This window comes from Pseudomonas sp. S2_B10, from assembly GCF_054668425.1.
In genome coordinates this window covers 4,935,508-4,956,209 of record NZ_CP162768.1, presented here as the reverse complement: position 1 = coordinate 4,956,209, position 20,702 = coordinate 4,935,508, and the positions used below count along the sequence as shown (strand labels likewise).

Annotated in this window: 13 protein-coding genes; 10 read left to right on the top strand and 3 right to left on the bottom strand. The window is 62.0% G+C overall.

All coding sequences use genetic code 11. The features are described 5' to 3' along the window. Positions 1-205 precede the first annotated feature (205 nt). Complete coding sequence (gene dacB, locus AB4O45_RS22175; RefSeq protein WP_041479117.1) at positions 206-1,666, top strand: D-alanyl-D-alanine carboxypeptidase/D-alanyl-D-alanine endopeptidase; 1,461 nt, start codon at positions 206-208, stop codon at positions 1,664-1,666. 159 nt (positions 1,667-1,825) lie between these two features. Here dacB and AB4O45_RS22170 read toward each other — a convergent pair whose 3' ends face one another. Next, positions 1,826-4,210, bottom strand: coding sequence for a sensor domain-containing diguanylate cyclase (locus tag AB4O45_RS22170; RefSeq protein ID WP_460160538.1), 2,385 nt, complete (start codon positions 4,208-4,210; stop codon positions 1,826-1,828). Between the two features lie 144 nt (positions 4,211-4,354). Then, positions 4,355-6,625: a bifunctional 23S rRNA (guanine(2069)-N(7))-methyltransferase RlmK/23S rRNA (guanine(2445)-N(2))-methyltransferase RlmL gene (gene rlmKL / locus AB4O45_RS22165; RefSeq protein ID WP_236169151.1), complete on the bottom strand. Its 2,271-nt coding sequence runs from the start codon at positions 6,623-6,625 to the stop codon at positions 4,355-4,357. A gap of 530 nt (positions 6,626-7,155) precedes the next feature. Here rlmKL and rmf point away from each other — a divergent pair. Then, on the top strand, positions 7,156-7,371 hold the full coding sequence (gene rmf / locus AB4O45_RS22160) for a ribosome modulation factor (RefSeq protein WP_003223300.1): 216 nt from the start codon (positions 7,156-7,158) through the stop codon (positions 7,369-7,371). Between the two features lie 298 nt (positions 7,372-7,669). Here the strand turns inward: rmf and AB4O45_RS22155 are convergent, their stop codons facing one another. Further along, complete coding sequence (locus AB4O45_RS22155) at positions 7,670-8,689, bottom strand: quinone-dependent dihydroorotate dehydrogenase (protein WP_252877767.1); 1,020 nt, start codon at positions 8,687-8,689, stop codon at positions 7,670-7,672. Between the two features lie 218 nt (positions 8,690-8,907). Between AB4O45_RS22155 and AB4O45_RS22150 the strand changes: the two genes are divergently transcribed. The 8 genes from AB4O45_RS22150 to cobA all read left to right on the top strand — a co-directional run bounded on the left by AB4O45_RS22150 (position 8,908) and on the right by cobA (position 20,655). Next, complete coding sequence (locus AB4O45_RS22150; protein ID WP_460160537.1) at positions 8,908-10,119, top strand: CmpA/NrtA family ABC transporter substrate-binding protein; 1,212 nt, start codon at positions 8,908-8,910, stop codon at positions 10,117-10,119. Positions 10,120-10,134: 15 nt separating this feature from the next. Then, the gene (locus AB4O45_RS22145; protein WP_007916390.1) at positions 10,135-10,710 is read left to right on the top strand and encodes an ANTAR domain-containing response regulator; all 576 of its coding nucleotides are present in this window, start codon (positions 10,135-10,137) and stop codon (positions 10,708-10,710) included. Between the two features lie 432 nt (positions 10,711-11,142). Beyond that, the gene (locus AB4O45_RS22140) at positions 11,143-12,354 is read left to right on the top strand and encodes a nitrate/nitrite transporter (protein WP_016773839.1); all 1,212 of its coding nucleotides are present in this window, start codon (positions 11,143-11,145) and stop codon (positions 12,352-12,354) included. Between the two features lie 7 nt (positions 12,355-12,361). Then, on the top strand, positions 12,362-14,035 hold the full coding sequence (locus AB4O45_RS22135; protein WP_460160536.1) for a protein kinase domain-containing protein: 1,674 nt from the start codon (positions 12,362-12,364) through the stop codon (positions 14,033-14,035). A gap of 375 nt (positions 14,036-14,410) precedes the next feature. Then, positions 14,411-16,864: a nitrite reductase large subunit NirB gene (nirB, locus tag AB4O45_RS22130; protein WP_016773837.1), complete on the top strand. Its 2,454-nt coding sequence runs from the start codon at positions 14,411-14,413 to the stop codon at positions 16,862-16,864. Continuing rightward, a complete protein-coding gene (gene nirD, locus AB4O45_RS22125; RefSeq protein WP_016773836.1) occupies positions 16,861-17,178 on the top strand; it encodes a nitrite reductase small subunit NirD in 318 nt (105 codons plus the stop codon). The genes nirB and nirD overlap by 4 nt, the downstream gene beginning before the upstream one ends. After that, entirely contained in the window at positions 17,178-19,889 is a 2,712-nt protein-coding gene (locus AB4O45_RS22120) for a nitrate reductase (protein WP_460160535.1), read from the top strand. The genes nirD and AB4O45_RS22120 overlap by 1 nt, the downstream gene beginning before the upstream one ends. Positions 19,890-19,902: 13 nt before the next feature. Further along, entirely contained in the window at positions 19,903-20,655 is a 753-nt protein-coding gene (gene cobA, locus AB4O45_RS22115; protein ID WP_460160534.1) for a uroporphyrinogen-III C-methyltransferase, read from the top strand. The last annotated feature ends 47 nt before the right edge of the window (positions 20,656-20,702 follow it).

The following is a 20,702-nucleotide window of genomic DNA, read 5'->3' as shown; positions in this document are numbered from 1 at the left end:
GGCACTTTACCAGTTTAAGCCAGCGATTGCCCGACTCTCTGGTCGCTGCGGCCGACCGCCTGTAAAAAAATAAGCGATTGGCCGGTCGCGACACGGCACAAGCTGTTACAGCTTGGGGCATAATGCCGACACTTTCATGACCACTGAGGGCCTTTTCATCCATGTCCTCGTCTTTTTTCCCCTCTTTTGCAGGGTTTTATTGCATATGATCAAATCGTTGCGTCCACTGTTTCTCGCCGGCCTTCTTCTGCCTCTGGCCCTGCCTGTCTCCGCTGCCACCATCAACACTTCCCTCACCCCGAACGTCGAAAAAGCCCTCAAGGCCAGCAAGCTGCAGCCCACTGCGCTGTCGCTGGTGATGGTGCCGCTCGACGGTCCGGGCACGCCGACGGTGTTCAACGCCGACGTCTCGGTCAATCCGGCCTCGACGATGAAACTGGTCACCACTTATGCGGCGCTGGAAATGCTCGGCCCCAACCATCAGTGGAAAACCGAGTTCTACACCGATGGCACCCTGAGCGGCGGCATTCTCAACGGCAACCTCTACCTCAAGGGTGGCGGTGACCCGAAGCTGAACATGGAAAAACTCTGGCTGCTGATGCGTGACCTGCGCGCCAATGGCGTGACCCAGATTACCGGCGACCTGATCCTCGACCGCAACTTCTTCGTGCAGCCGCAATTGCCGGAATTCAACGATGACGGCAACGACGACAACAAGCCGTTCCTGGTCAAGCCCGACTCGCTGCTGGTCAACCTCAAGGCCCTGCGCTTCGTCGCACGTAATGACGGTGGCCGCGTGTTGATTTCCGTGGAGCCGCCGATCGCGAACATCCGCATCGAAAACACCGTCAAAGCCCTGCCGTCCAAGCAATGCACCGGCGGCGTGCGCTACAACCCGGTGCCGCAGGCCGATGGCAGCGTGACCGTGACCGTTGGCGGCCAGTTGGGCGAAGGCTGCAGCTCGCAGACTTATCTGTCGCTGCTCGACCACGCGACCTACACCGCCGGCGCCGTGCGGGCGATCTGGAAGGAACTGGGTGGCAGCATTCAGGGCAAGGATCGTCTGGCGCCGACGCCGAGCAGCGCCAAACTGCTTGCCCGTGCGTACTCGCCGGATCTGGCCGAGATCATCCGCGACATCAACAAATACAGTAACAACACCATGGCCCAGCAGCTGTTCCTCAGCCTTGGCCAGCGTTTCCGCAACGATGCCGACGGTGACGACGCCCGGGCAGCGCAGCGCGTGGTACGTCAGTGGCTGGCGAAGAAAGGCATCACCGCGCCGCATCTGGTGATGGAGAATGGTTCTGGTCTGTCGCGGGCCGAGCGGGTCAGTGCGCGGGAAATGGCCAACATGCTGCAGGCCGCCTGGCACAGCCCGTACGCCGCCGAATACATCAGCTCGCTGCCGATTGCCGGCACCGACGGCACCATGCGCAAACGCCTGAAAACCACGGCGATGCGCGGCGAAGCCCACGTCAAGACCGGCACCCTGAACACCGTGCGCGCGATCGCTGGCTTCAGCCGTGACGTGAACGGCAATACCTGGGCGGTGGTAGCGATCCTCAACGACAAGGCCCCGTTCGGCGCCTCGTCGGTGCTCGATCAGGTGCTGCTGGATCTGTACAAACAGCCGAAACTGCCGCAGACCGCTTCGGTGCTGTAAGCGCAGCAGGTGCAATTGTGGGAGCGAGCCTGCTCGCGAAGGCGTCGGTTCAGTAAGCATGTTCAGTGACTGTCACACCGCTTTCGCGAGCAGGCTCGCTCCCACAGAAAATCAGCGCCAGGTCCCCTCTGCCCCACAGGGTCAGGTGTCAGGTTCGAATCAGCACATCTCCCGCTCAACCCGATCCCGGCCATTCTGCTTCGCCGCGTAGACCCCTGAGTCAGCGCGCAGCAACAAGGCATCTGCGCCCTCCCCCGGGCGCCAGCTGGCGATGCCGAAACTCGCGGTGACCAAGCCGACCACGTCCACCGGCGCGCTACGCAAACCTTCCCACAATTCCCTCGCCAGCATGTAGGCGTGTTCACCGTCGATGTCCGGGCACAGCACCATGAATTCTTCGCCGCCCAGACGGCAGAATACGTCGGTGCGGCGCAAGCGATGGCCGATCCGTTCGCAAACTGCTTGCAGAACGCGGTCGCCGACAGCGTGGCCGAACTGATCGTTGATGCGTTTGAAGTGGTCGATGTCGAGCATGATCACCGACAACTCACCGCCGCCACGCTCGACCCGGGCCATTTCGGTGGTCAGGCGTTCCTGGAAATAGCGGCGGTTGTGTATGCCGGTCAGCGAATCGGTGATCGACAACGCGCGCAATTCTTCTTCCACGCGCTTGAGATCGGAGATATCCGAGATGTAACCGTGCCACAGCACCCCGCCGCCCGGCAGTTCTTCAGGCGTCGCCTCGCCGCGCACCCAGCGCAGACCGCGCTCGGGCAGTTGCACGCGGTATTCCTCGCGCCATGGGCTGAGATTTTCCGCCGATTCGCGGATCGAGCTGCGCACGCGAATCGCATCCTGCGGGTGAATGCGGCTGAAAATCGCCTCGGCGTCGAACAGCAGCGCATCCGGTTCCAGCTCGTAGATCTCGCGAATGCCGTCGCTGGCGTAGATCACGCTGAAGCGTCCGTCGAATTCCATTTTGAATTGGTAAATGCCGCCCGGAACATGGGCGCTGAGCTTCTTTAGCAGAATGTCCCGCGCCGCCAGCACTTCGTGCACACGCTTGCGTTCGGTGATGTCGATGCAGATCGCCAGATGACCGACCCACAGGCCTTGCTCGTCAAGCACCGGGGTGGCGAGCATGTTCACCGGCAGATGACTGCCATCGCTGCGTACCAGGGTCCATTCGCGTGCTTCATGACCGCCGACTTCGCCGCCCTCGACCAGCATCGCGTGGCAGGTCGGAATGCTTTTGCCGTAGCGCGCGCTCAGCTCCGCCGAACGCGCCGCCAGCTCCCGGGGTAAATGCAGGTTCTCCAGGGTCATGCGCCCGACCACTTCGGCGCTGCTGTAGCCGAGCATCTGTTCAGCGCCGGGGTTGAAGGTGTTGATCACGCCGCGCAGGTCGGTGGCGATGATCGCGACCTGGGTGGCGGCATTCAGCACGCCGCGCAACTGACCGTGGGTGCCGCGCAGTTCCTGCTCGCGCTCGTGCAATTCCTGGGTGCGCACCTCGACCAGACGCACCGCGCGCTGACGCTGGCTGACCAGCACGTACAACAAGGCGCTGAGCAATGCGCTGAGCAAGCCGCCCAGAATGATCACGCTGCCCACCGACGAATGGTTGGCCTGCATGAACGCTTCGCTCGGCAGGATATCGACCTGATAGTCGTGATCGGCCATGCGTAGCAAGCGTGTCGCCGCCAGATCGCCGGGCACCGCCTCGTTGCTCGATTCGAACAGCGCCTCGTGCTGATCCTGGGTCGACAGGTCGAGAATGCGCACCGACAGGTAATCGTGCAGGGCATCGGGCAAACCGTCGGCGAGCAACTGGCGCATGCTGATCACCGCCATCACATAGCCGAACGGCTGCGACTCTCCAGCGCGACTGACCGGCGCCAGTAGCAACACCCCACGCGCGTAGGACGGCTCAATCCCGACCAGGTGCATCGGTTGCGACACCGCCATGCTGCCGAGCTGGTCGGCGCGTTGCAGGGTTTCGCGGCGCAAGGGTTGGGCGAGCAAGTCATAACCCAGTGGTGGCGCCAATCGGCTTTGGGTCTGGGTGTACAGCACCGGCACATATGCGTCGCGCGCTGCCGCCAGTTGCAGCTCGCCATTGGCGTCGAGCTCGCGAATGGTGAAGTTGCTCAGGCCTTCGTCACGCACCTGCTGTTCGAACGCGGCGCGTTCGGCACCACTGACTCTCGGGGCATAGGTATAGGCTTGGGTGCGCAGCAATAAAGGGCGGGAGTAGCCGTCGAATTCGGCGCGGGACACCGATTCGGAGTTGGCGAAGAACCGGCGCAGACTATCGAGACGTTGCTCCTGGTCCTGAAAACGTTCGGCGATACGGCTGTAGCGTTCGTTGGCCAGCAGTTGAAAGCGCTGACGCGATTGTTGCTGAAACTGGTTGAAGGTGCCCCACGCGAGCAGCCCGGTGAGAATCCCGCCGGCAAGCAACACCAGCAAAGCGACCAGCCAGGCTGAGACGTCTTCACTGATGAAACCGAGGATTTTCGGGCGCACGGGGTGCAACGGCATAAGCACGACTCACTCCGCCAGATTCACGGGAAAACCCCATTGGCGGTGTGTGAGTTATAGCTATTAGCCACTAATTTAGCCAGCACCGCTGGATCCACCGAGCCGTTAAAAATCAAGGCTCTGTGGATCCAACCAGTGAAAGCGTCAACGAGCCGTGATTTTCCAGGCGCGGTGGATCTTGGTATTGCGGGCGAAATCCGGATCAATGGTCTGCGCGCTGATTTCCTCGACCGCATAACGCTCGGCGAGGTTTTCCTCCAACTGGAACTTGCGGAAGTTGTTGGAGAAATACAGCACGCCACCCGGTGCCAGCCGCGCCATCGCCAAGTCGATCAACTGCACCTGATCGCGCTGTACGTCGAAGATGCCTTCCATGCGCTTGGAGTTGGAGAACGTCGGCGGGTCGATGAAGATCAGGTCGTATTCGTCGCGGCTGCTTTCCAGCCACGCCATCACATCACCCTGCTCCAGACGGTTCTTGTCCGAGAAGCCGTTCAGCGACAGGTTGCGTCGCGCCCAGTCCAGATAGGTTTTCGACAGGTCGACGCTGGTGGTGCTGCGCGCGCCGCCCTTGGCCGCGTGCACGCTGGCGGTCGCGGTGTAGCAAAACAGATTGAGGAAGCGTTTGCCGGCCGCCTCTTTCTGAATGCGCATGCGCATCGGCCGGTGATCGAGGAACAGGCCGGTGTCGAGGTAATCGGTGAGGTTGACCAGCAACTTCACGCCACCTTCATTGACCTCGACGAACTTGCCCTGGGCCGCCTGACGCTCGTACTGCTTGGTGCCGCTCTGCCGCTCGCGGCGCTTGACCACCACGCGGTTCTTGTCGACGTTCAACGCCTGCGGTATGGCCGCCAGCGCATCGAACATGCGCGCCGAGGCTTTTTCCGGGTCGATGGATTTCGGCGCGGCGTATTCCTGAACGTGCACCCAGTCGTGGTACAGGTCGATGGCCATTGCGTATTCGGGCATGTCGGCATCATAGACGCGGTAGCAATCGATGCCTTCGCGCTTGACCCACTTGCCCATTGCCTTGAGATTTTTCTGCAAGCGATTGGCAAACATCTGCCCGCCTTCGCTCAGGCGCGGCTGTTCGATCACTGGCGCCGGGGCTGGCGTCGGCTTGATCGGGTTGCCGTTCTTGTTGAACTTGCGCTCTTGCGGCTCGTCCGGGGTCTGGTCGTAAGCCGCTTGCTCGCGCTCGGCCTGGCGCTGTTCCGGGGTGCGACGTTCGCCAGTGACGAACTGATCCGGCAGAACCTTGATCAGCAGCAGTTTGCACGGCAGCGCGCCGTTCCAGAACGAATACTGCTTATGGCTGCGGATACCCATGCGCTTGCCTAGATCCGGGGCGCCGGTGAACACCGCCGCTTCCCAGTTCAGGCAGGCCTGACGCAGACGCTCGCCCAGATTCTGGTAGAGATACAGCAGGCTGGCTTCGTCACCGAGACGCTCGCCGTACGGCGGGTTGCAGATGACCAGACCTTTCTGGTTCTGATCCGGGCGCGGCTCGAAGGTCGCCACTTCGCCCTGGTAAATCTTGATCCACTCGCTGAGGCCGGCGCGCTCAACGTTATTGCGGCCTGGCTGAATCAGTCGTGGATCGGCTTCGTAACCGCGAATCCACAGCGGCGGTTTGGCCAGACCGGCGGCGGCACGCTCGACGGCTTCTTCGTGGAGTTTTTTCCACAGTGCCGGCACGTGACCGAGCCACGCGGTAAAGCCCCACTGCTCGCGACGCAGGTTCGGCGCCATGTCGGCGGCGATCATCCCCGCTTCGATGAGAAACGTACCGACACCGCACATCGGGTCAGCCAGCGCGCCGCCCTCGGCAGCAATACGCGGCCAACCGGAACGAATGAGGATTGCCGCCGCGAGGTTTTCCTTCAGCGGCGCGGCGCCCTGCTGCAAGCGATAGCCGCGCTGGTGCAGGCTGTGGCCGGAGAGGTCGAGGGAGAGAATCGCTTCGCCGCGATCCAGACGCAGGTGAATGCGCAGGTCCGGGTTGAGCTTGTCGATGGATGGACGATCACCCTGTGGCGTGCGCAGTTTGTCGACGATGGCATCTTTGACTTTCAGCGCGCCGAAGTGGGTGTTGTCGATGCCCGAGCCGTGGCCGCTGAATTCGACGGCCAGGGTGCCGTCGCTGAGCATGTGATCCTGCCAGTCGATGTCGAGCACGCCGTGGTAGAGGTCTTCGGCGTCCTTCATCGGGAAACGCTTGAGCACCAGCAACACACGGTTGGCCAGACGCGACCAGAGGCACAGGCGATAAGCGGTTTCCATGGTCGCCATGCCACGCACGGCGGAGGTGTGCTCGCGCGCTTCTTCAAGGCCAAGCCCGACGGCTTCCTCGATGAGCAGGCCTTCAAGGCCTTTGGGGCAAGTGAGGAAGAGTTCGAAACGATCGGACATGGTAATTCCAGAGCCTTTGGCTAGTGGGCCGGCAACGCATTGCCGACCCGGTTTTCAATCAGGCGCTTTTCTGAAAGAGCGCCCGCGTGGCACGAAGGTGTGCCGTTCCATCCCCGCTGCTCGGGTTAAAAGAGCTTAGATGCCGGGACAGATAAAAAAGTTGGTGCAACAAAAAGACTGAAAGCGACCCTTCGTCGAATATTACCCAAGCGCAAACGTGGGTCATTCTCACTAAAGGATTAACCCCCTGAGTCAGCGGGGCGCCGATCATACCGGGGTTTGCGCAATGAACGTTGAATAAATACGCGGTTACTTATCGCCATAGCATCCTTTACGTTACGTGCTTATGACAAAACGATCATTCCCTCGGTGTGACTCATTGGTTAGAACTGAGCACAGGTTGACGTCGCAACGGCGTCAACACCTTGGCTCGCCACGCCGGCAGCGAGCCGCACGATGGCAGGTTTTTTCTGCCAGACCTCAATTGAGGTCAACGCGACACTACAGTCAACAAGTGAGGGAAACACCCTATGAGAAGACTTAAGCGTGATCCGTTGGAAAGAGCATTTTTGCGCGGATATCAATATGGCGTTGGTGGCAAATCCCGTGAGCTTTGCCCATTTACTCTACCGTCGGTACGTCAAGCCTGGATCAACGGCTGGCGAGAAGGACGCGGCGACAACTGGGACGGTATGACCGGCACTGCGGGAATCCACAGACTCAACGAACTTCACGCCGTCGGCTGACACAGGGCATTTATTCCGACACGACAATCTGAATTTGCATTGAATTAACCACGCACGTCCTTCCCGGACGGCGGGCTACGGCCCAGGGGCTCCTTCGAGGAGCCCTTTTTTATGCCTGCAAAAAGGGTTAACCGGGATCCACGTGGCGAGGGGATTTATCCCCGCTCGGCTGCGCAGCAGTCGCGAAGTCCGAACTTCAATCTACCTGGCATATCACTGTGGAAGGTTTGGGGCTGCTGAGCAGCCCAGCGGGGATAAATCCCCTCGCCACAAAGGCTCCCCAAGGCCTCGGCAATCCTCAGCGCAACGCGGCGATGGCGTCTACCGATTCACGAATCAGCGCCGGGCCTTTGTAAATGAAGCCCGAATAGATCTGCACCAGGCTTGCACCGGCCGTGATCTTCTCCGCCGCGTGCTTGCCTTCGGTAATCCCGCCCGCAGCAATGATCGGCAAACGACCGGCCAATTCGCCCGCCAGCACCTTCACGGTATGGGTGCTCTTTTCACGCACCGGCGCACCCGACAGACCGCCCGCCTCGTCACCATGCTCCATGCCTTCGACGCCGACACGGCTCAGAGTCGTATTGGTGGCGATCACCGCATCCATGCCGGTTTCGATCAACGCCTGGGCGACCTGCGCAGTTTCTTCGTCGGTCATGTCCGGCGCGATCTTGATCGCCAGCGGCACATGCTTGCCGTGACGCAGAGCCAGTTCGGCGCGGCGCGTGGCCAGGTCCGCGAGCAATTGTTTGAGCGAGTCGCCGAACTGCAGGCTGCGCAGGCCCGGGGTATTCGGCGAGCTGACGTTGACCGTGATGTAACTGGCGTGGGCGTAGACCTTGTCCAGGCAGATCAGGTAATCATCCACCGCGCGCTCGACCGGGGTATCGAAGTTCTTGCCGATATTGATGCCCAGCACGCCTGTGTATTTCGCCGCAGCGACCCGCGCCAGCAGGTTATCCACGCCAAGGTTGTTGAAGCCCATGCGGTTGATGATCGCCTCGGCTTCCGGCAGGCGGAAGATCCGAGGTTTCGGGTTACCCGGCTGCGGACGCGGGGTCACGGTGCCGATTTCGACAAAGCCGAAACCCAGTTGCGCAAAGCCGTCGATGGCCGCGCCGTTTTTGTCCAGACCTGCCGCCAGCCCCACCGGGTTCGGGAATTCAAGCCCCATGACGGTCACCGGCATTTTCGCCGGTGCCTTGCACAGCAAGCCGTTGAGGCCCAAACGTCCACCCGCGCCGATCAGATCCAGCGACAGATCGTGGGAGGTTTCCGGGGAAAGTTTGAACAACAGCTGACGGGCCAGGGTGTACATGGGCGGCAATGACTCGGGCGGCGAAAAGAGGCGGCGATTATAGCCGGGCATCGTCTCCCTGCGCGAGGCGCCTGCGCGAATCAGGCGACTGGCATATGCCTTGCACCACCCCGCTCATCAGTCTGCCGACCAATGACGGCGCGCAGGCCAGGACAATGGCGTCGTCCCCGGGTTTTGCCTGCGCAGAATCCGGGACGACGTTTTTTTTGAGGTAGCGTATGAACGAAACGTCCTTGGGGCCTCTGGCCTGGGTCAATGGCAGCGATGCGCCGGAAAAGAGCGCGATCAATCTCGGCTTCATGGCGCTGAGCGACTGCGCCTCGGTGGTGGTCGCCGCCACCCAGGGCTTCGCCCAGCCCTACGGCCTGACCCTGAACCTCAAACGTCAGGCCTCATGGGCCAACCTGCGCGACAAACTGGTCAGCGGCGAACTGGATGCCGCGCACAGCCTGTACGGCCTGATTTACGCGGTGCACCTGGGCATCGGCGGCGTCGCCCCGACCGACATGGCAGTGCTGATGGGCCTGAACCAGAATGGCCAGAGCCTGAACCTGTCCCATGGTTTGCAACAGGCTGGCGTGAACAGTCCTGAAGCGCTCGATCAGCATGTGCACCAAAGCCGCGCAAAACTGACCTTCGCCCAGACTTTTCCCACCGGCACTCACGCGATGTGGCTTTATTACTGGCTGGCGAGCCAGGGCATTCATCCGTTGCAGGACGTCGACAGCGTGGTGGTGCCGCCACCGCAAATGGTTGCGCACCTGCAAGCCGGGCGCATCGACGGTTTTTGCGTCGGCGAACCGTGGGCGGCGAGCGCCGTGCAGCAGAATCTCGGTTTCACCCTGGCGACCAGCCAAAGCATCTGGCCCGACCACCCGGAAAAAGTCCTCGGCTGCACCCGGGAATTTGTCGAGCAATACCCCAACACCGCGCGGGCGCTGGTCATGGCCATTCTTGAGGCCAGCCGCTTCATCGAAGAAAGCCCGGAAAACCGCCGCAGTACCGCGCAATTGCTCAGCGCCACCGAATACCTCGACACCCCCGCCGCCTGCATCGAGCCGCGTTTCATGGGGGATTACGCCGACGGCCTCGGCAATCGCTGGCAGGATCCGCATGCGCTGCGTTTTCATGGCGAGGGCGAGGTCAATCTGCCGTACCTCTCCGACGGCATGTGGTTCATGACCCAGTTTCGTCGCTGGGGTCTGTTGCGCGAGGATCCGGATTATCTGGCCGTCGCCCGGCAGGTTCAGCGTCTGGATCTGTATCGCGAGGCAGCGAACGCTGTCGGTATTGCGGCTTCGCACGCCGACCTGCGCAGCAGCCAGTTGCTCGACGGCAAGGTCTGGGACGGCAGCGATCCGGCGGGCTATGCGCGCAGTTTCAAGCTGCATGCCCTGAGCGACACCGCCCCGCTTCTCGCCCAGCGCTGACAGGAGACCGCGAACATGTTGCGCATTCTGCTGATCAACGACACCGCGAAAAAAGTCGGACGCCTCAAAGCGGCGCTGACCGAGGCCGGCTTCGAGGTAATCGACGAGTCCGGCCTGACCATCGACCTGCCGGCGCGCGTCGAAACGGTGCGCCCCGACGTGATCCTGATCGATACCGAGTCACCGAGCCGCGATGTCATGGAGCAAGTGGTACTGGTCAGCCGCGACCAGCCCCGGCCGATCGTGATGTTTACCGACGAACATGACCCGGGGGTGATGCGTCAGGCGATCAAGTCCGGGGTCAGTGCCTACATCGTCGAAGGCATTCACGCACAACGGTTGCAGCCGATTCTCGACGTGGCGATGGCGCGCTTCGAGAGTGACCAGGCCTTGCGCGCGCAATTGCAGGCGCGCGATCAGCAACTGGCCGAGCGCAAGCGCATCGAACTGGCCAAGGGTTTGCTGATGAAGATGAAGGATTGCAACGAGGAAGAGGCCTACACGCTGATGCGCCGCCAGGCGATGAGCCGCCAGCAGAAGCTGATTCAGGTGGCGGAGCAGATCATTGCCATGAGCGAGTTGCTGGGCTGAAGTTTTCGCTGCAAATCAAGAAGCCCCTCACCCTAGCCCTCTCCCGGAGGGAGAGGGGACCGACCGCGTTGTCTGGCGCTGTCCGCCGACCTGAACGACCGAGTCGATTATGGATTCACTCGAAATCGTTCAGATCGGCAAATGATTCGGACATCCCCCGCTCGGTTCCCTCTCCCTCTGGGAGAGGGCTAGGGTGAGGGGCTTTTGCTTTTCAGCTGTTGGCACAAATCTCGCTAAGTAAACCGCACAGGTAACCAACGGCGGTTGCCCCACCTACGACAAAGACGTCGCTCACCCCGTTCGCCCCCCGGCGAATCAGGTAGCGGCGTTTTTGCGTTTTGGCCCCACAGAACGGGGCCGGTGGTGCGGCCGTGAGGCGCTCCACCTGCTGTGCATGACTCCTTTCGAGACTCTTTTCAGCCGAGGTGCGCGATGAATTCAAGCTTCTGGAAATCCGGCCATACCCCGACCCTGTTCGCGGCCTTTCTGTATTTCGACCTGAGCTTCATGGTCTGGTACCTGCTCGGCCCGCTGGCGGTGCAGATTGCCGCCGACCTGCACCTGACCACCCAGCAACGCGGCCTCGTCGTCGCCACGCCGATTCTGGCCGGCGCGGTGTTGCGCTTCGCCATGGGCATGCTCGCTGATCGCTTGTCGCCCAAGACCGCCGGGCTGATCGGCCAGGTCATCGTCATCTGCGCGCTGTTCGGTGCCTGGAAACTCGGCATCCACAGTTATGAACAGGCGCTGATCCTCGGCCTGTTCCTCGGTATGGCCGGCGCGTCGTTCGCCGTGGCCCTGCCGCTGGCCTCGCAGTGGTACCCGCCAGAGCACCAAGGCAAAGCCATGGGCATCGCCGGTGCGGGCAACTCCGGCACCGTGTTCGCCGCGCTGCTGGCGCCAGTGATTGCCGCCGCGTTCGGCTGGAGCAATGTCTTCGGGTTTGCCCTGATCCCGCTGGTCCTGACTTTGGTGCTGTTCGCCCTGTTGGCAAAAAACGCCCCGCAGCGGCCAAAACCGAAAGCCATGGCCGACTACTTCAAGGCCCTCGGTGATCGCGACAGCTGGTGGTTCATGTTTTTCTACAGCGTCACCTTCGGCGGTTTCATCGGCCTGGCGAGTGCCCTGCCCGGTTACTTCAACGATCAATACGGTCTGAGCCCGGTGACCGCCGGCTACTACACCGCTGCCTGCGTGTTCGGCGGCAGCCTGATGCGGCCATTGGGTGGCGCGCTGGCCGACCGCTTCGGCGGCATTCGTACCTTGCTGGCGATGTACACCGTCGCTGCCATCTGCATCGCAGCGGTGGGCTTCAATCTGCCAAGTTCCTACGCGGCGCTGGCGCTTTTCGTCTGCACCATGCTCGGCTTGGGCGCCGGCAACGGTGCGGTTTTCCAACTGGTGCCGCAGCGTTTTCGTCTGGAGATCGGCGTGATGACCGGACTGATCGGCATGGCCGGCGGCATCGGCGGCTTCGCCCTCGCCGCCGGTATGGGCGCGATCAAGCAAAGCACCGGCAGTTATCAATTGGCGCTGTGGTTGTTCGCCAGCCTCGGCGTGCTGGCATGGTTTGGCCTGCACGGCGTCAAGCGTCGCTGGAGAACCACCTGGGGTTCGGCGGCGGTGACAGCGGCGCGGGTCTGAGGCTCGAATGGCCCTGCAACTGAGTTTCGCCGAAGCCAGCGCCACCGGCCCGCGCGCGGAGAATCAGGACGCCCTGCGTTCGGTGACACCGGCGCCGGCACTGGCGGTGAGCAAGGGTTATCTGTTCGCCATCGCCGACGGCGTCAGCCAGTGCGCCGATGGCGGCCTCGCCGCGCGTTCGACCTTGCAGGCGCTGGCGCTGGACTACTACGCGACGCCGGAAACCTGGAGCGTGGCCCAGGCGCTGGATCGCCTGCTGCTCGCGCAAAATCGCTGGCTGCAGGCCAACGGCGGCGGGCAACCGCTGCTGACCACGGTCAGCGCGCTGGTGATGCGCGGTCGACGTTTCACCCTCGCCCACGTCGGCGATTGCCGGGTCTATCGCTGGCACGCCGAGCGCTTGCAGCGCATCAGCGAGGATCACGTCTGGGAGCAACCGGGCATGCAACACGTGCTCAAGCGTGCGCTCGGGCTCGATCAGCATCTGGTCCTGGATTTCCTCGACGGCGAACTGCGTGAGGGCGAAAGCTTCGTGCTGCTCAGCGACGGCGTCTGGTCGACCCTGGGCGATACCGCGATCGCGGCGATTCTGCGCGATCAAGCGGATCTGCCCAGCGCGGCGCAAACCTTGGTCAACGCCGCGCATATGGCCGGCAGTCAGGACAACGCCAGTGCCCTGCTGGTGCGCGTCGATGCGCTGGGCGAAGCGAGCATCGGCGATGCGCTGGTGCAATTGCAGCAATGGCCACTGCCGCCAACGCTGAAACCCGGGCAAGCGTTTGAAGGCTGGCAGGTGCAAGGCGGCATCGGCCAGAGCCAGCAATCATTGCTGTATCGCGTGCTCGATAGTCAGGGCCAGCCTTGGCTGTTGAAGACCTTGCCGACGCGCCTGGCCGACGATCCGCAAGCCGGGCAGGCGCTGCTGTCGGAAGAATGGTTCCTAAAGCGCGTGGCCGGCCGGCATTTTCCGCAAATCCATGCCTGCACTCAGCGTCAGCATTTGTACTACGTGATGCGCGAATACGCCGGGACGACGCTGGCCGACGTGTTTCAACACAGCGGCCCGTTGCCACTGGCGCAGTGGCAGGACATCGCCGAGCGGCTATTGCGCGCGGTCGGGCTGCTGCATCGGCGGCAGATTCTGCACCGCGACATCAAACCGGAAAACCTGCTGTCAGGTGACGACGGCGAGCTGCGCCTGCTGGATTTCGGTCTGGCTTACTGCCCCGGGCTGTCGGAAGACGCGCCGTCGACCCTGCCGGGAACGCCAAGCTTTATCGCCCCCGAAGCGTTTCGTGGCGAACCACCGAATGCGCAGCAGGAGTTGTATTCAGTCGGCGTCACTCTCTATTACCTGCTCACCGGGCATTTCCCTTATGGCGAGATCGAAGCGTTTCAGCGGCCCCGATTCGGCGTGCCGGTGAATGCCAGTCGCTATCGCCCGGACTTGCCGGAATGGCTGGCGCAAAGTCTGGAACGCGGCGTCGCCGCCGATCCGCAGCAACGCTTCGAAACCGCTGAAGAGTGGCTGCTGGTGCTGGAACAGGGTGAGCGGCAAAGTTTGAGTGTGCGGCCCCGGCCTTTGTTGGAGCGGGAGCCGTTGAAGGTCTGGCGGACGATGGCTTTGGTGTCGTTGCTGGGGAATGTGGTGCTGCTGGTTTTGTTGTTTCATCAGCCCTGAAAAGATCGCAGCCTTCGGCAGCTCCTACAGTTGGTTGCGTACACCTGTAGGAGCTGCAGAAGGCCGCGATCTTTTGATCCTGCGCTCCAAAAAAGCGCAACACGCCTCGAGAAAGTGCATCGAGCCAGCTCCAATCGGGCAAAAAAACCAGCAATTGCGGCGCCATAACAAGTTGGCACAACCACTGCATTACCCTTTTCACCATACATAAAGCCCAACCTTCAACGACGAAGGCTGCGCTTCCCGAGAGAACGGGACCAGGACAAAGGCGTCCTCGCTAGGCAACTAGCGGGACGCCTTTTTTTGTTTGCGCAAAATTTGTCGAGCAAGGCCCGACGGCCCACCAGAGGCCAGCCGCAGCTCCCGGAGAACCTGATGAAAAAACTCAAACTGGTGATGATCGGCAATGGCATGGCCGGGGTCCGTACCCTGGAAGAACTGCTCAAGCTGAGCGACGAGCTCTACGACATCACCGTCTTCGGCGCCGAACCGCACACCAACTACAACCGCATCCTGTTGTCGCCGGTGCTGGCCGGTGAGCAGACCTTCGAAGAGATCGTCCTCAACGACCTCGACTGGTACCTGGAAAACAACATCAAGTTGCTGCTCAACCGCAAAGTGGTGGAGATCGACCGGGTCAAACGCCGAGTGATCGCCGAGGACGGCACCGAAGCCGAGTACGACCGTCTGCTGATCGCCACCGGCTCGACTCCGTTCATCCTGCCAATCCCCGGCAACACTTTGCAGGGCGTGATCGGTTATCGCGACATCGCCGACACCCAGGCCATGATCGACACCGCCAGGACCCACAAGCACGCCGTGGTCATCGGCGGCGGTCTGCTCGGCCTCGAAGCGGCCAACGGCCTGATGCTGCGCGGCATGCACGTGACCGTGGTGCACCTCGGCGAATGGCTGCTGGAGCGGCAACTGGACAAGACCAGCGGCCAGCTTCTGCAATCGGCGCTGGAATCCCGTGGCCTGCATTTTCGCCTGTGCGAACAGACCCAAGCCCTGCACGACGCCGGCAATGGCCGGGTCGGCTCGGTGCAGTTCAAGAACGGCGACATCATCCCTGCCGATCTGGTGGTGATGGCCGCCGGCATCCGTCCCAACACTGAACTGGCAGAAAAGGCCGGCATTCCGTGCAATCGCGGGATTCTGGTCAACGACACCCTGCAAACCTACGACCCGCGCATCTACGCAATCGGCGAATGCGCCAGCCATCGCGGCATCGCCTACGGTCTGGTTGCACCGCTGTTCGAACAGGCCAAGGTCTGCGCCAATCACCTCGCGCAACTGGGTTTCGCTCGCTATCAGGGTTCAGTGACCTCGACCAAATTGAAAGTCACCGGCATCGACCTGTTCTCCGCCGGCGACTTCATGGGCGGCGAAGGCACCGAGACCATCACCCTCTCCGACCCGATCGGCGGTGTGTACAAAAAACTGGTGATCAAGGATGACGTGCTGGTCGGCGCCTGTCTGTACGGCGATACGGCAGATGGCGGTTGGTATTTCCGGCAGATTCGTGAGAATCACGCCATCGGCGAGATCCGCGATCACCTCATGTTCGGCGAAAACGCCTTAGGCGACGTAGGACATCAGGGCCAGGACAAAGCCATGGTCATGGCCGACAGCGCCGAAGTCTGCGGCTGCAACGGTGTGTGCAAGGGCACCATCGTCAAGGCGATTCAGGAACACGGCCTGTTCAGCGTCGATGAAGTGAAGAAACACACCAAGGCTGCCAGCTCCTGCGGCTCCTGCGCCGGGCTGGTCGAGCAGATCCTGATTAACACCGTCGGTGGCGCGGCGGACGTCAAACCGAAAAGCGAAAAAGCCATCTGCGGTTGCAGCGACCTCAACCACGGGCAGATTCGTCAGGCGATCCGCCAGGAACACCTGCTGACCATCGCCGAGACCATGAGTTACCTGAACTGGCGCACACCCAATGGCTGCGCGACCTGTCGCCCGGCGCTCAACTACTACCTGATTTCCACCTGGCCGGGCGAAGCCAAGGACGATCCGCAATCGCGCCTGATCAACGAACGCGCCCACGCCAACATCCAGAAGGACGGCACCTATTCGGTGGTGCCGCGCATGTGGGGCGGCGTGACCAATCCATCGGAACTGCGGCGGATCGCCGATGTGGCCGACAAGTACAACGTGCCGATGGTCAAGGTCACCGGCGGTCAGCGCATCGACTTGCTGGGGATCAAGAAACAGGATCTGCCCGGCGTCTGGAAAGACCTCGACATGCCGTCCGGCCACGCCTACGGCAAATCCATCCGCACGGTGAAAACCTGCGTTGGCAGCGAGTTCTGCCGCTTCGGCACGCAGAACTCGACGCAACTGGGCATCGAACTCGAGCACGACCTGTTCAACATGTGGTCGCCGCACAAGGTGAAGCTGGCGGTGTCCGGTTGCCCGCGCAACTGCTCGGAAGCGGGCATCAAGGACGTAGGAATTATCGGCGTCGACTCCGGCTGGGAGATGTACATCGGTGGCAACGGCGGGATCAAGACCGAAGTCGCCGAGTTCTTCGTCAAGCTCAAGACCGCCGAAGAAGTCCGCGAATACAACGGCGCGTTCCTGCAGCTCTACCGCGAAGAAGCCTTCTACCTCGAACGCACCGTGCATTACCTGCAACGGGTCGGCATGGAGCACATCAAGAAGAACGTGCTCGAAGACGCCGAGCGGCGCAAGGCCCTGAACGAGCGGCTGCAATTCTCCCTGTCGTTCGAACAGGACCCGTGGAAGGAGCGCCTGGCGCAGCCGCAACTGAAGAAAGAATTCGACGTGATCCCCGTGAAAAACCTGGAGGTGCCGGCATGAACTGGCTCGATATCTGTGCGCTGGAAGAGATCAACGCCCTCGGTTCGCGGATCATTGCCGGGCCGAAAGGTGACATCGCGATTTTTCGTACAAGCGACGACGAGGTTTTCGCACTCGATGACCGCTGCCCGCACAAGGGCGGGCCGCTGTCGCAGGGCCTGATCTATGGCAAGCGCGTGGCCTGCCCGCTGCATAACTGGCAGATCGACCTCGAAACCGGCGAAGCCCAGGCGCCGGACATCGGCTGCGCCCACCATCATCCGGCGCGGGTCGAGAATGGCCGGGTGCAACTGGCCCTGCGGGACGCCATCTGATGAACCGCCAGACGACCGCCTCGACCTGCTGTTACTGCGGGGTCGGCTGCGGCGTACTGATCGAGCATGACGGCGAGCGCATCCTCGGCGTCAGCGGCGATCCGGCGCACCCGGCCAACTTCGGCAAACTGTGCAGCAAAGGCTCGACGCTGCACCTGACCGGCGACCTCGCCGCCCGCGCCTTGTACCCGGAACTGCGCCTGGGCAAAGGCCTGGCGCGCAGCCGTACTGACTGGGATACCGCCCTCGACCACGCGACCAATGTGTTTGCCGAAACCATCGCCGAACACGGCCCGGACAGCGTGGCGTTCTACATCTCCGGGCAGTTGCTCACCGAGGACTACTACGCCTTCAACAAACTGGCGCGGGCGCTGGTCGGCACCAACAACATCGACAGCAATTCGCGGCTGTGCATGTCCTCGGCGGTGGTCGGTTACAAACGCAGCCTCGGCGCCGACGCACCGCCGTGCAGTTACGAAGACCTGGAGCTGAGCGACTGCGTGATGATCGTCGGCAGTAACATGGCCTACGCCCATCCGGTACTTTTCCGTCGGCTGGAGGAAGCCAAATCCCGTCGCCCGCAGATGAAAGTCATCGTGATCGACCCGCGTCGTACCGATACCTGCGATTTGGCTGACCTGCATCTGGCGATTCTTCCGGGCACCGATGTCGCTTTGTTCCATGGGATTTTGCATCTGCTGTTGTGGGAAGACTGGATTGATCGCGATTTCATCAAGGCGCACACCGAAGGCCTCGCCGATCTTAAAACCCTGGTCCGCGATTACACGCCGCAAATTGTTTCGCAACTGTGCGGCATCAGCATCGAGCAACTGCAGCAATGCGCAGAATGGGTCGGCACTGCGCCGAGCTTCCTGTCGCTGTGGTGCATGGGCCTGAATCAGTCCAGCGCCGGCAGCGCAAAAAACAGCGCGCTGATCAATCTGCACCTGGCCACCGGGCAAATCGGCCGACCCGGTGCAGGACCTTTCTCCCTGACGGGTCAGCCAAATGCCATGGGTGGGCGGGAAACCGGCAGTCTGTCCAATCTGTTGCCGGGCCATCGCGATGCCGCCAACCCGGAACATCGCGCCGAAGTGGCGGCGTACTGGGGCGTGGAGAGCTTGCCCGAGGCGTCGGGCCTGAGCGCCATCGAACTGTTCGAAAACCTGCGCAGCGGCAAAATCAAAGCACTGTGGATCGCCTGTACCAACCCGGCGCAATCGATGCCAGACCAGAGCGCAGTCCGCGCAGCGCTTGAGGCCTGCCCTTTTGTGGTGTTGCAGGAAGCCTTTCGCACCACCGAAACCGCTGCGTTTGCCGACCTGCTGTTACCCGCCGCCAGTTGGGGCGAGAAAGAAGGTTCGGTGACCAACTCCGAGCGGCGTATTTCCCACGTGCGCAAAGCGGTTGTCGCACCGGGCGAAGCGCGGCCGGACTGGGCCATCACGGTGGATTTCGCACAGCGTCTGGAGAAACGTCTGCGTCCTCGGCAGCCAAGTCTGTTCGCTTTCGATCAGCCTTCGCAGTTGTTTGATGAATTCAAACTGCTGACCCAAGGGCGAGACCTGGATCTGTGCGGAATCAGTCATGCCTTGATCGACGAGATCGGCCCGCAGCAATGGCCCTTCCCTGCCGGCGCCCGCCAAGGCACGCCACGACTCTACGAAGACGGCGTCTTTCCTACGGCCAGCGGCCGCGCGCAGTTCATTGCCGATCCGTACCGCGCCGCCAAGGAACAACGCGACGCGCGCTTCCCGCTGACTTTGATCACCGGTCGCCTGCGTGACCAGTGGCACGGCATGAGCCGCACCGGCACCGCCGCGCAATTGTTCGGCCACGTCAGCGAAGCCGTGCTGAGCCTGCACCCGGACGAAATGCGTCGGCACCGCTTGCATCCCGGCGATCTGGTCAATCTGAAAAGCCGCCGTGGCGCCCTGATTGTTGCGGTCGGCAGCGACGACAGCGTGCGTCCGGGCCAGGCGTTCCTGCCGATGCACTGGGGCGATCGCTATCTCAAGGGCGGCGTCAACACGCTGACCTTGTCGGCGTTTGATCCGCTGTCCAGGCAACCGGAGCTCAAGCACAGCGGCGTGCGTCTGGAGGCAGTCAACCTGCCGTGGCAACTGTTCGCTTTGATCGAGGGTGATGTTCAGCGGCATTTCGAGACGCTACGACCGCTGTGCGAGGCGTTTTCCTACGTCAGCCTCAGCCTTGTCGGTCGTGAGCGGCCAGCGTTGCTGATACGCGCTGCACACGCTGAGGCGCCCGATCCACAGTTGCTGGGCGAGATCGACCAATGCCTGTCCTTGCTGGATGGCCCGGTTCTGGCCTATGACGATCCGCGTCGCGCCATTGGCAAGCGGGTGCGTATCGAAAACGGCCGTATCACTGCGATTCGCCTCGCCGGCGAAACCCTTGCGCAACACTGGCTGCAAAGCCTGTGGCTGGAGGGCCGTGCCGACCAACAACTGCGGCGCTGGCTGCTCGCGCCGATGAGCGCGCCGCCGGGCGCTGTCGGCGCCATTGCGAGCGACAAGACCTTGTGCAATTGCGAAAACGTCAGTCTCAACGCAGTCTGCGCCGGCATTCGCCAGGGACTGGATCTGCAAGGCCTGAAAAACAATCTCCGATGCGGTACGCAATGCGGTTCCTGCGTGCCGGAAATCAAGCGTCTGCTGGCTGCCGAAGCGCGGCCGGTCGCGGTCATTTAACGAGGACAACACCATGAATGCGAAAGTCTGGCTGGTGGGCGCAGGCCCTGGCGATCCGGAGTTGCTGACGCTCAAAGCGGTGCGTGCATTGCGCGAGGCCGATGTGGTGATGATCGATGATCTGGTCAACGACGCCGTGCTGGAACACTGCCCGACTGCGCGGGTTATTCCCGTTGGCAAGCGCGGCGGCTGCCGTTCGACGCCACAGGCATTCATTCATCGGCTGATGCTGCGTTATTCACGCCAGGGCAAATGCGTAGTGCGCCTGAAGGGCGGCGATCCGTGCATTTTCGGTCGCGGTGGCGAAGAAGCGCAGTGGTTGCGCGAGCGTGGGGTTGAAGTGGAACTGGTCAATGGCATTACCGCCGGGCTGGCCGGGGCGACGCAGTGCGATATTCCGCTGACGTTGCGTGGCGTCGCGCGCGGGGTAACGTTGGTGACTGCGCACACGCAGGATGACAGCCAGTTGAACTGGCAGGCGTTGGCGCAAGGCGGGACGACGCTGGTGGTTTACATGGGCGTGGCCAAGCTGGGCGAGATTCGTGATCAGCTGCTGGCGGGAGGGATGGCGGCGGATACGCCGGTGGCGATGATCGAAAACGCTTCTTTGGCGCATCAGCGTGAATGTCGCAGTGATCTGACTGCGATGGCTGAGGATGCCTCGGCGTTTGAGTTGAAAAGTCCGGCGATTCTGGTGATTGGTGCGGTGGCTGGTGTCGTGGAAGAGCAAAAGATCGCAGCCTTCGGCAGCTCCTGCACGGCGTAACGCGCGCACGCGCTTTTAAGCGGCGAAGCCAAATCGCAGACAAAGAA

Excerpts from the sequence above, each read along its gene's own strand:
- dacB (WP_041479117.1), top strand. The coding sequence starts at position 206 with ATGATCAAATCGTTGCGTCCACTGTTTCTCGCCGGCCTTCTTCTGCCT.
- AB4O45_RS22170 (WP_460160538.1), bottom strand. The coding sequence starts at position 4,210 with ATGCCGTTGCACCCCGTGCGCCCGAAAATCCTCGGTTTCATCAGTGAA.
- rlmKL (WP_236169151.1), bottom strand. The coding sequence starts at position 6,625 with ATGTCCGATCGTTTCGAACTCTTCCTCACTTGCCCCAAAGGCCTTGAA.
- rmf (WP_003223300.1), top strand. The coding sequence starts at position 7,156 with ATGAGAAGACTTAAGCGTGATCCGTTGGAAAGAGCATTTTTGCGCGGA.
- AB4O45_RS22155 (WP_252877767.1), bottom strand. The coding sequence starts at position 8,689 with ATGTACACCCTGGCCCGTCAGCTGTTGTTCAAACTTTCCCCGGAAACC.
- AB4O45_RS22150 (WP_460160537.1), top strand. The coding sequence starts at position 8,908 with ATGAACGAAACGTCCTTGGGGCCTCTGGCCTGGGTCAATGGCAGCGAT.
- AB4O45_RS22145 (WP_007916390.1), top strand. The coding sequence starts at position 10,135 with ATGTTGCGCATTCTGCTGATCAACGACACCGCGAAAAAAGTCGGACGC.
- AB4O45_RS22140 (WP_016773839.1), top strand. The coding sequence starts at position 11,143 with ATGAATTCAAGCTTCTGGAAATCCGGCCATACCCCGACCCTGTTCGCG.
- AB4O45_RS22135 (WP_460160536.1), top strand. The coding sequence starts at position 12,362 with ATGGCCCTGCAACTGAGTTTCGCCGAAGCCAGCGCCACCGGCCCGCGC.
- nirB (WP_016773837.1), top strand. The coding sequence starts at position 14,411 with ATGAAAAAACTCAAACTGGTGATGATCGGCAATGGCATGGCCGGGGTC.
- nirD (WP_016773836.1), top strand. The coding sequence starts at position 16,861 with ATGAACTGGCTCGATATCTGTGCGCTGGAAGAGATCAACGCCCTCGGT.
- AB4O45_RS22120 (WP_460160535.1), top strand. The coding sequence starts at position 17,178 with ATGAACCGCCAGACGACCGCCTCGACCTGCTGTTACTGCGGGGTCGGC.
- cobA (WP_460160534.1), top strand. The coding sequence starts at position 19,903 with ATGAATGCGAAAGTCTGGCTGGTGGGCGCAGGCCCTGGCGATCCGGAG.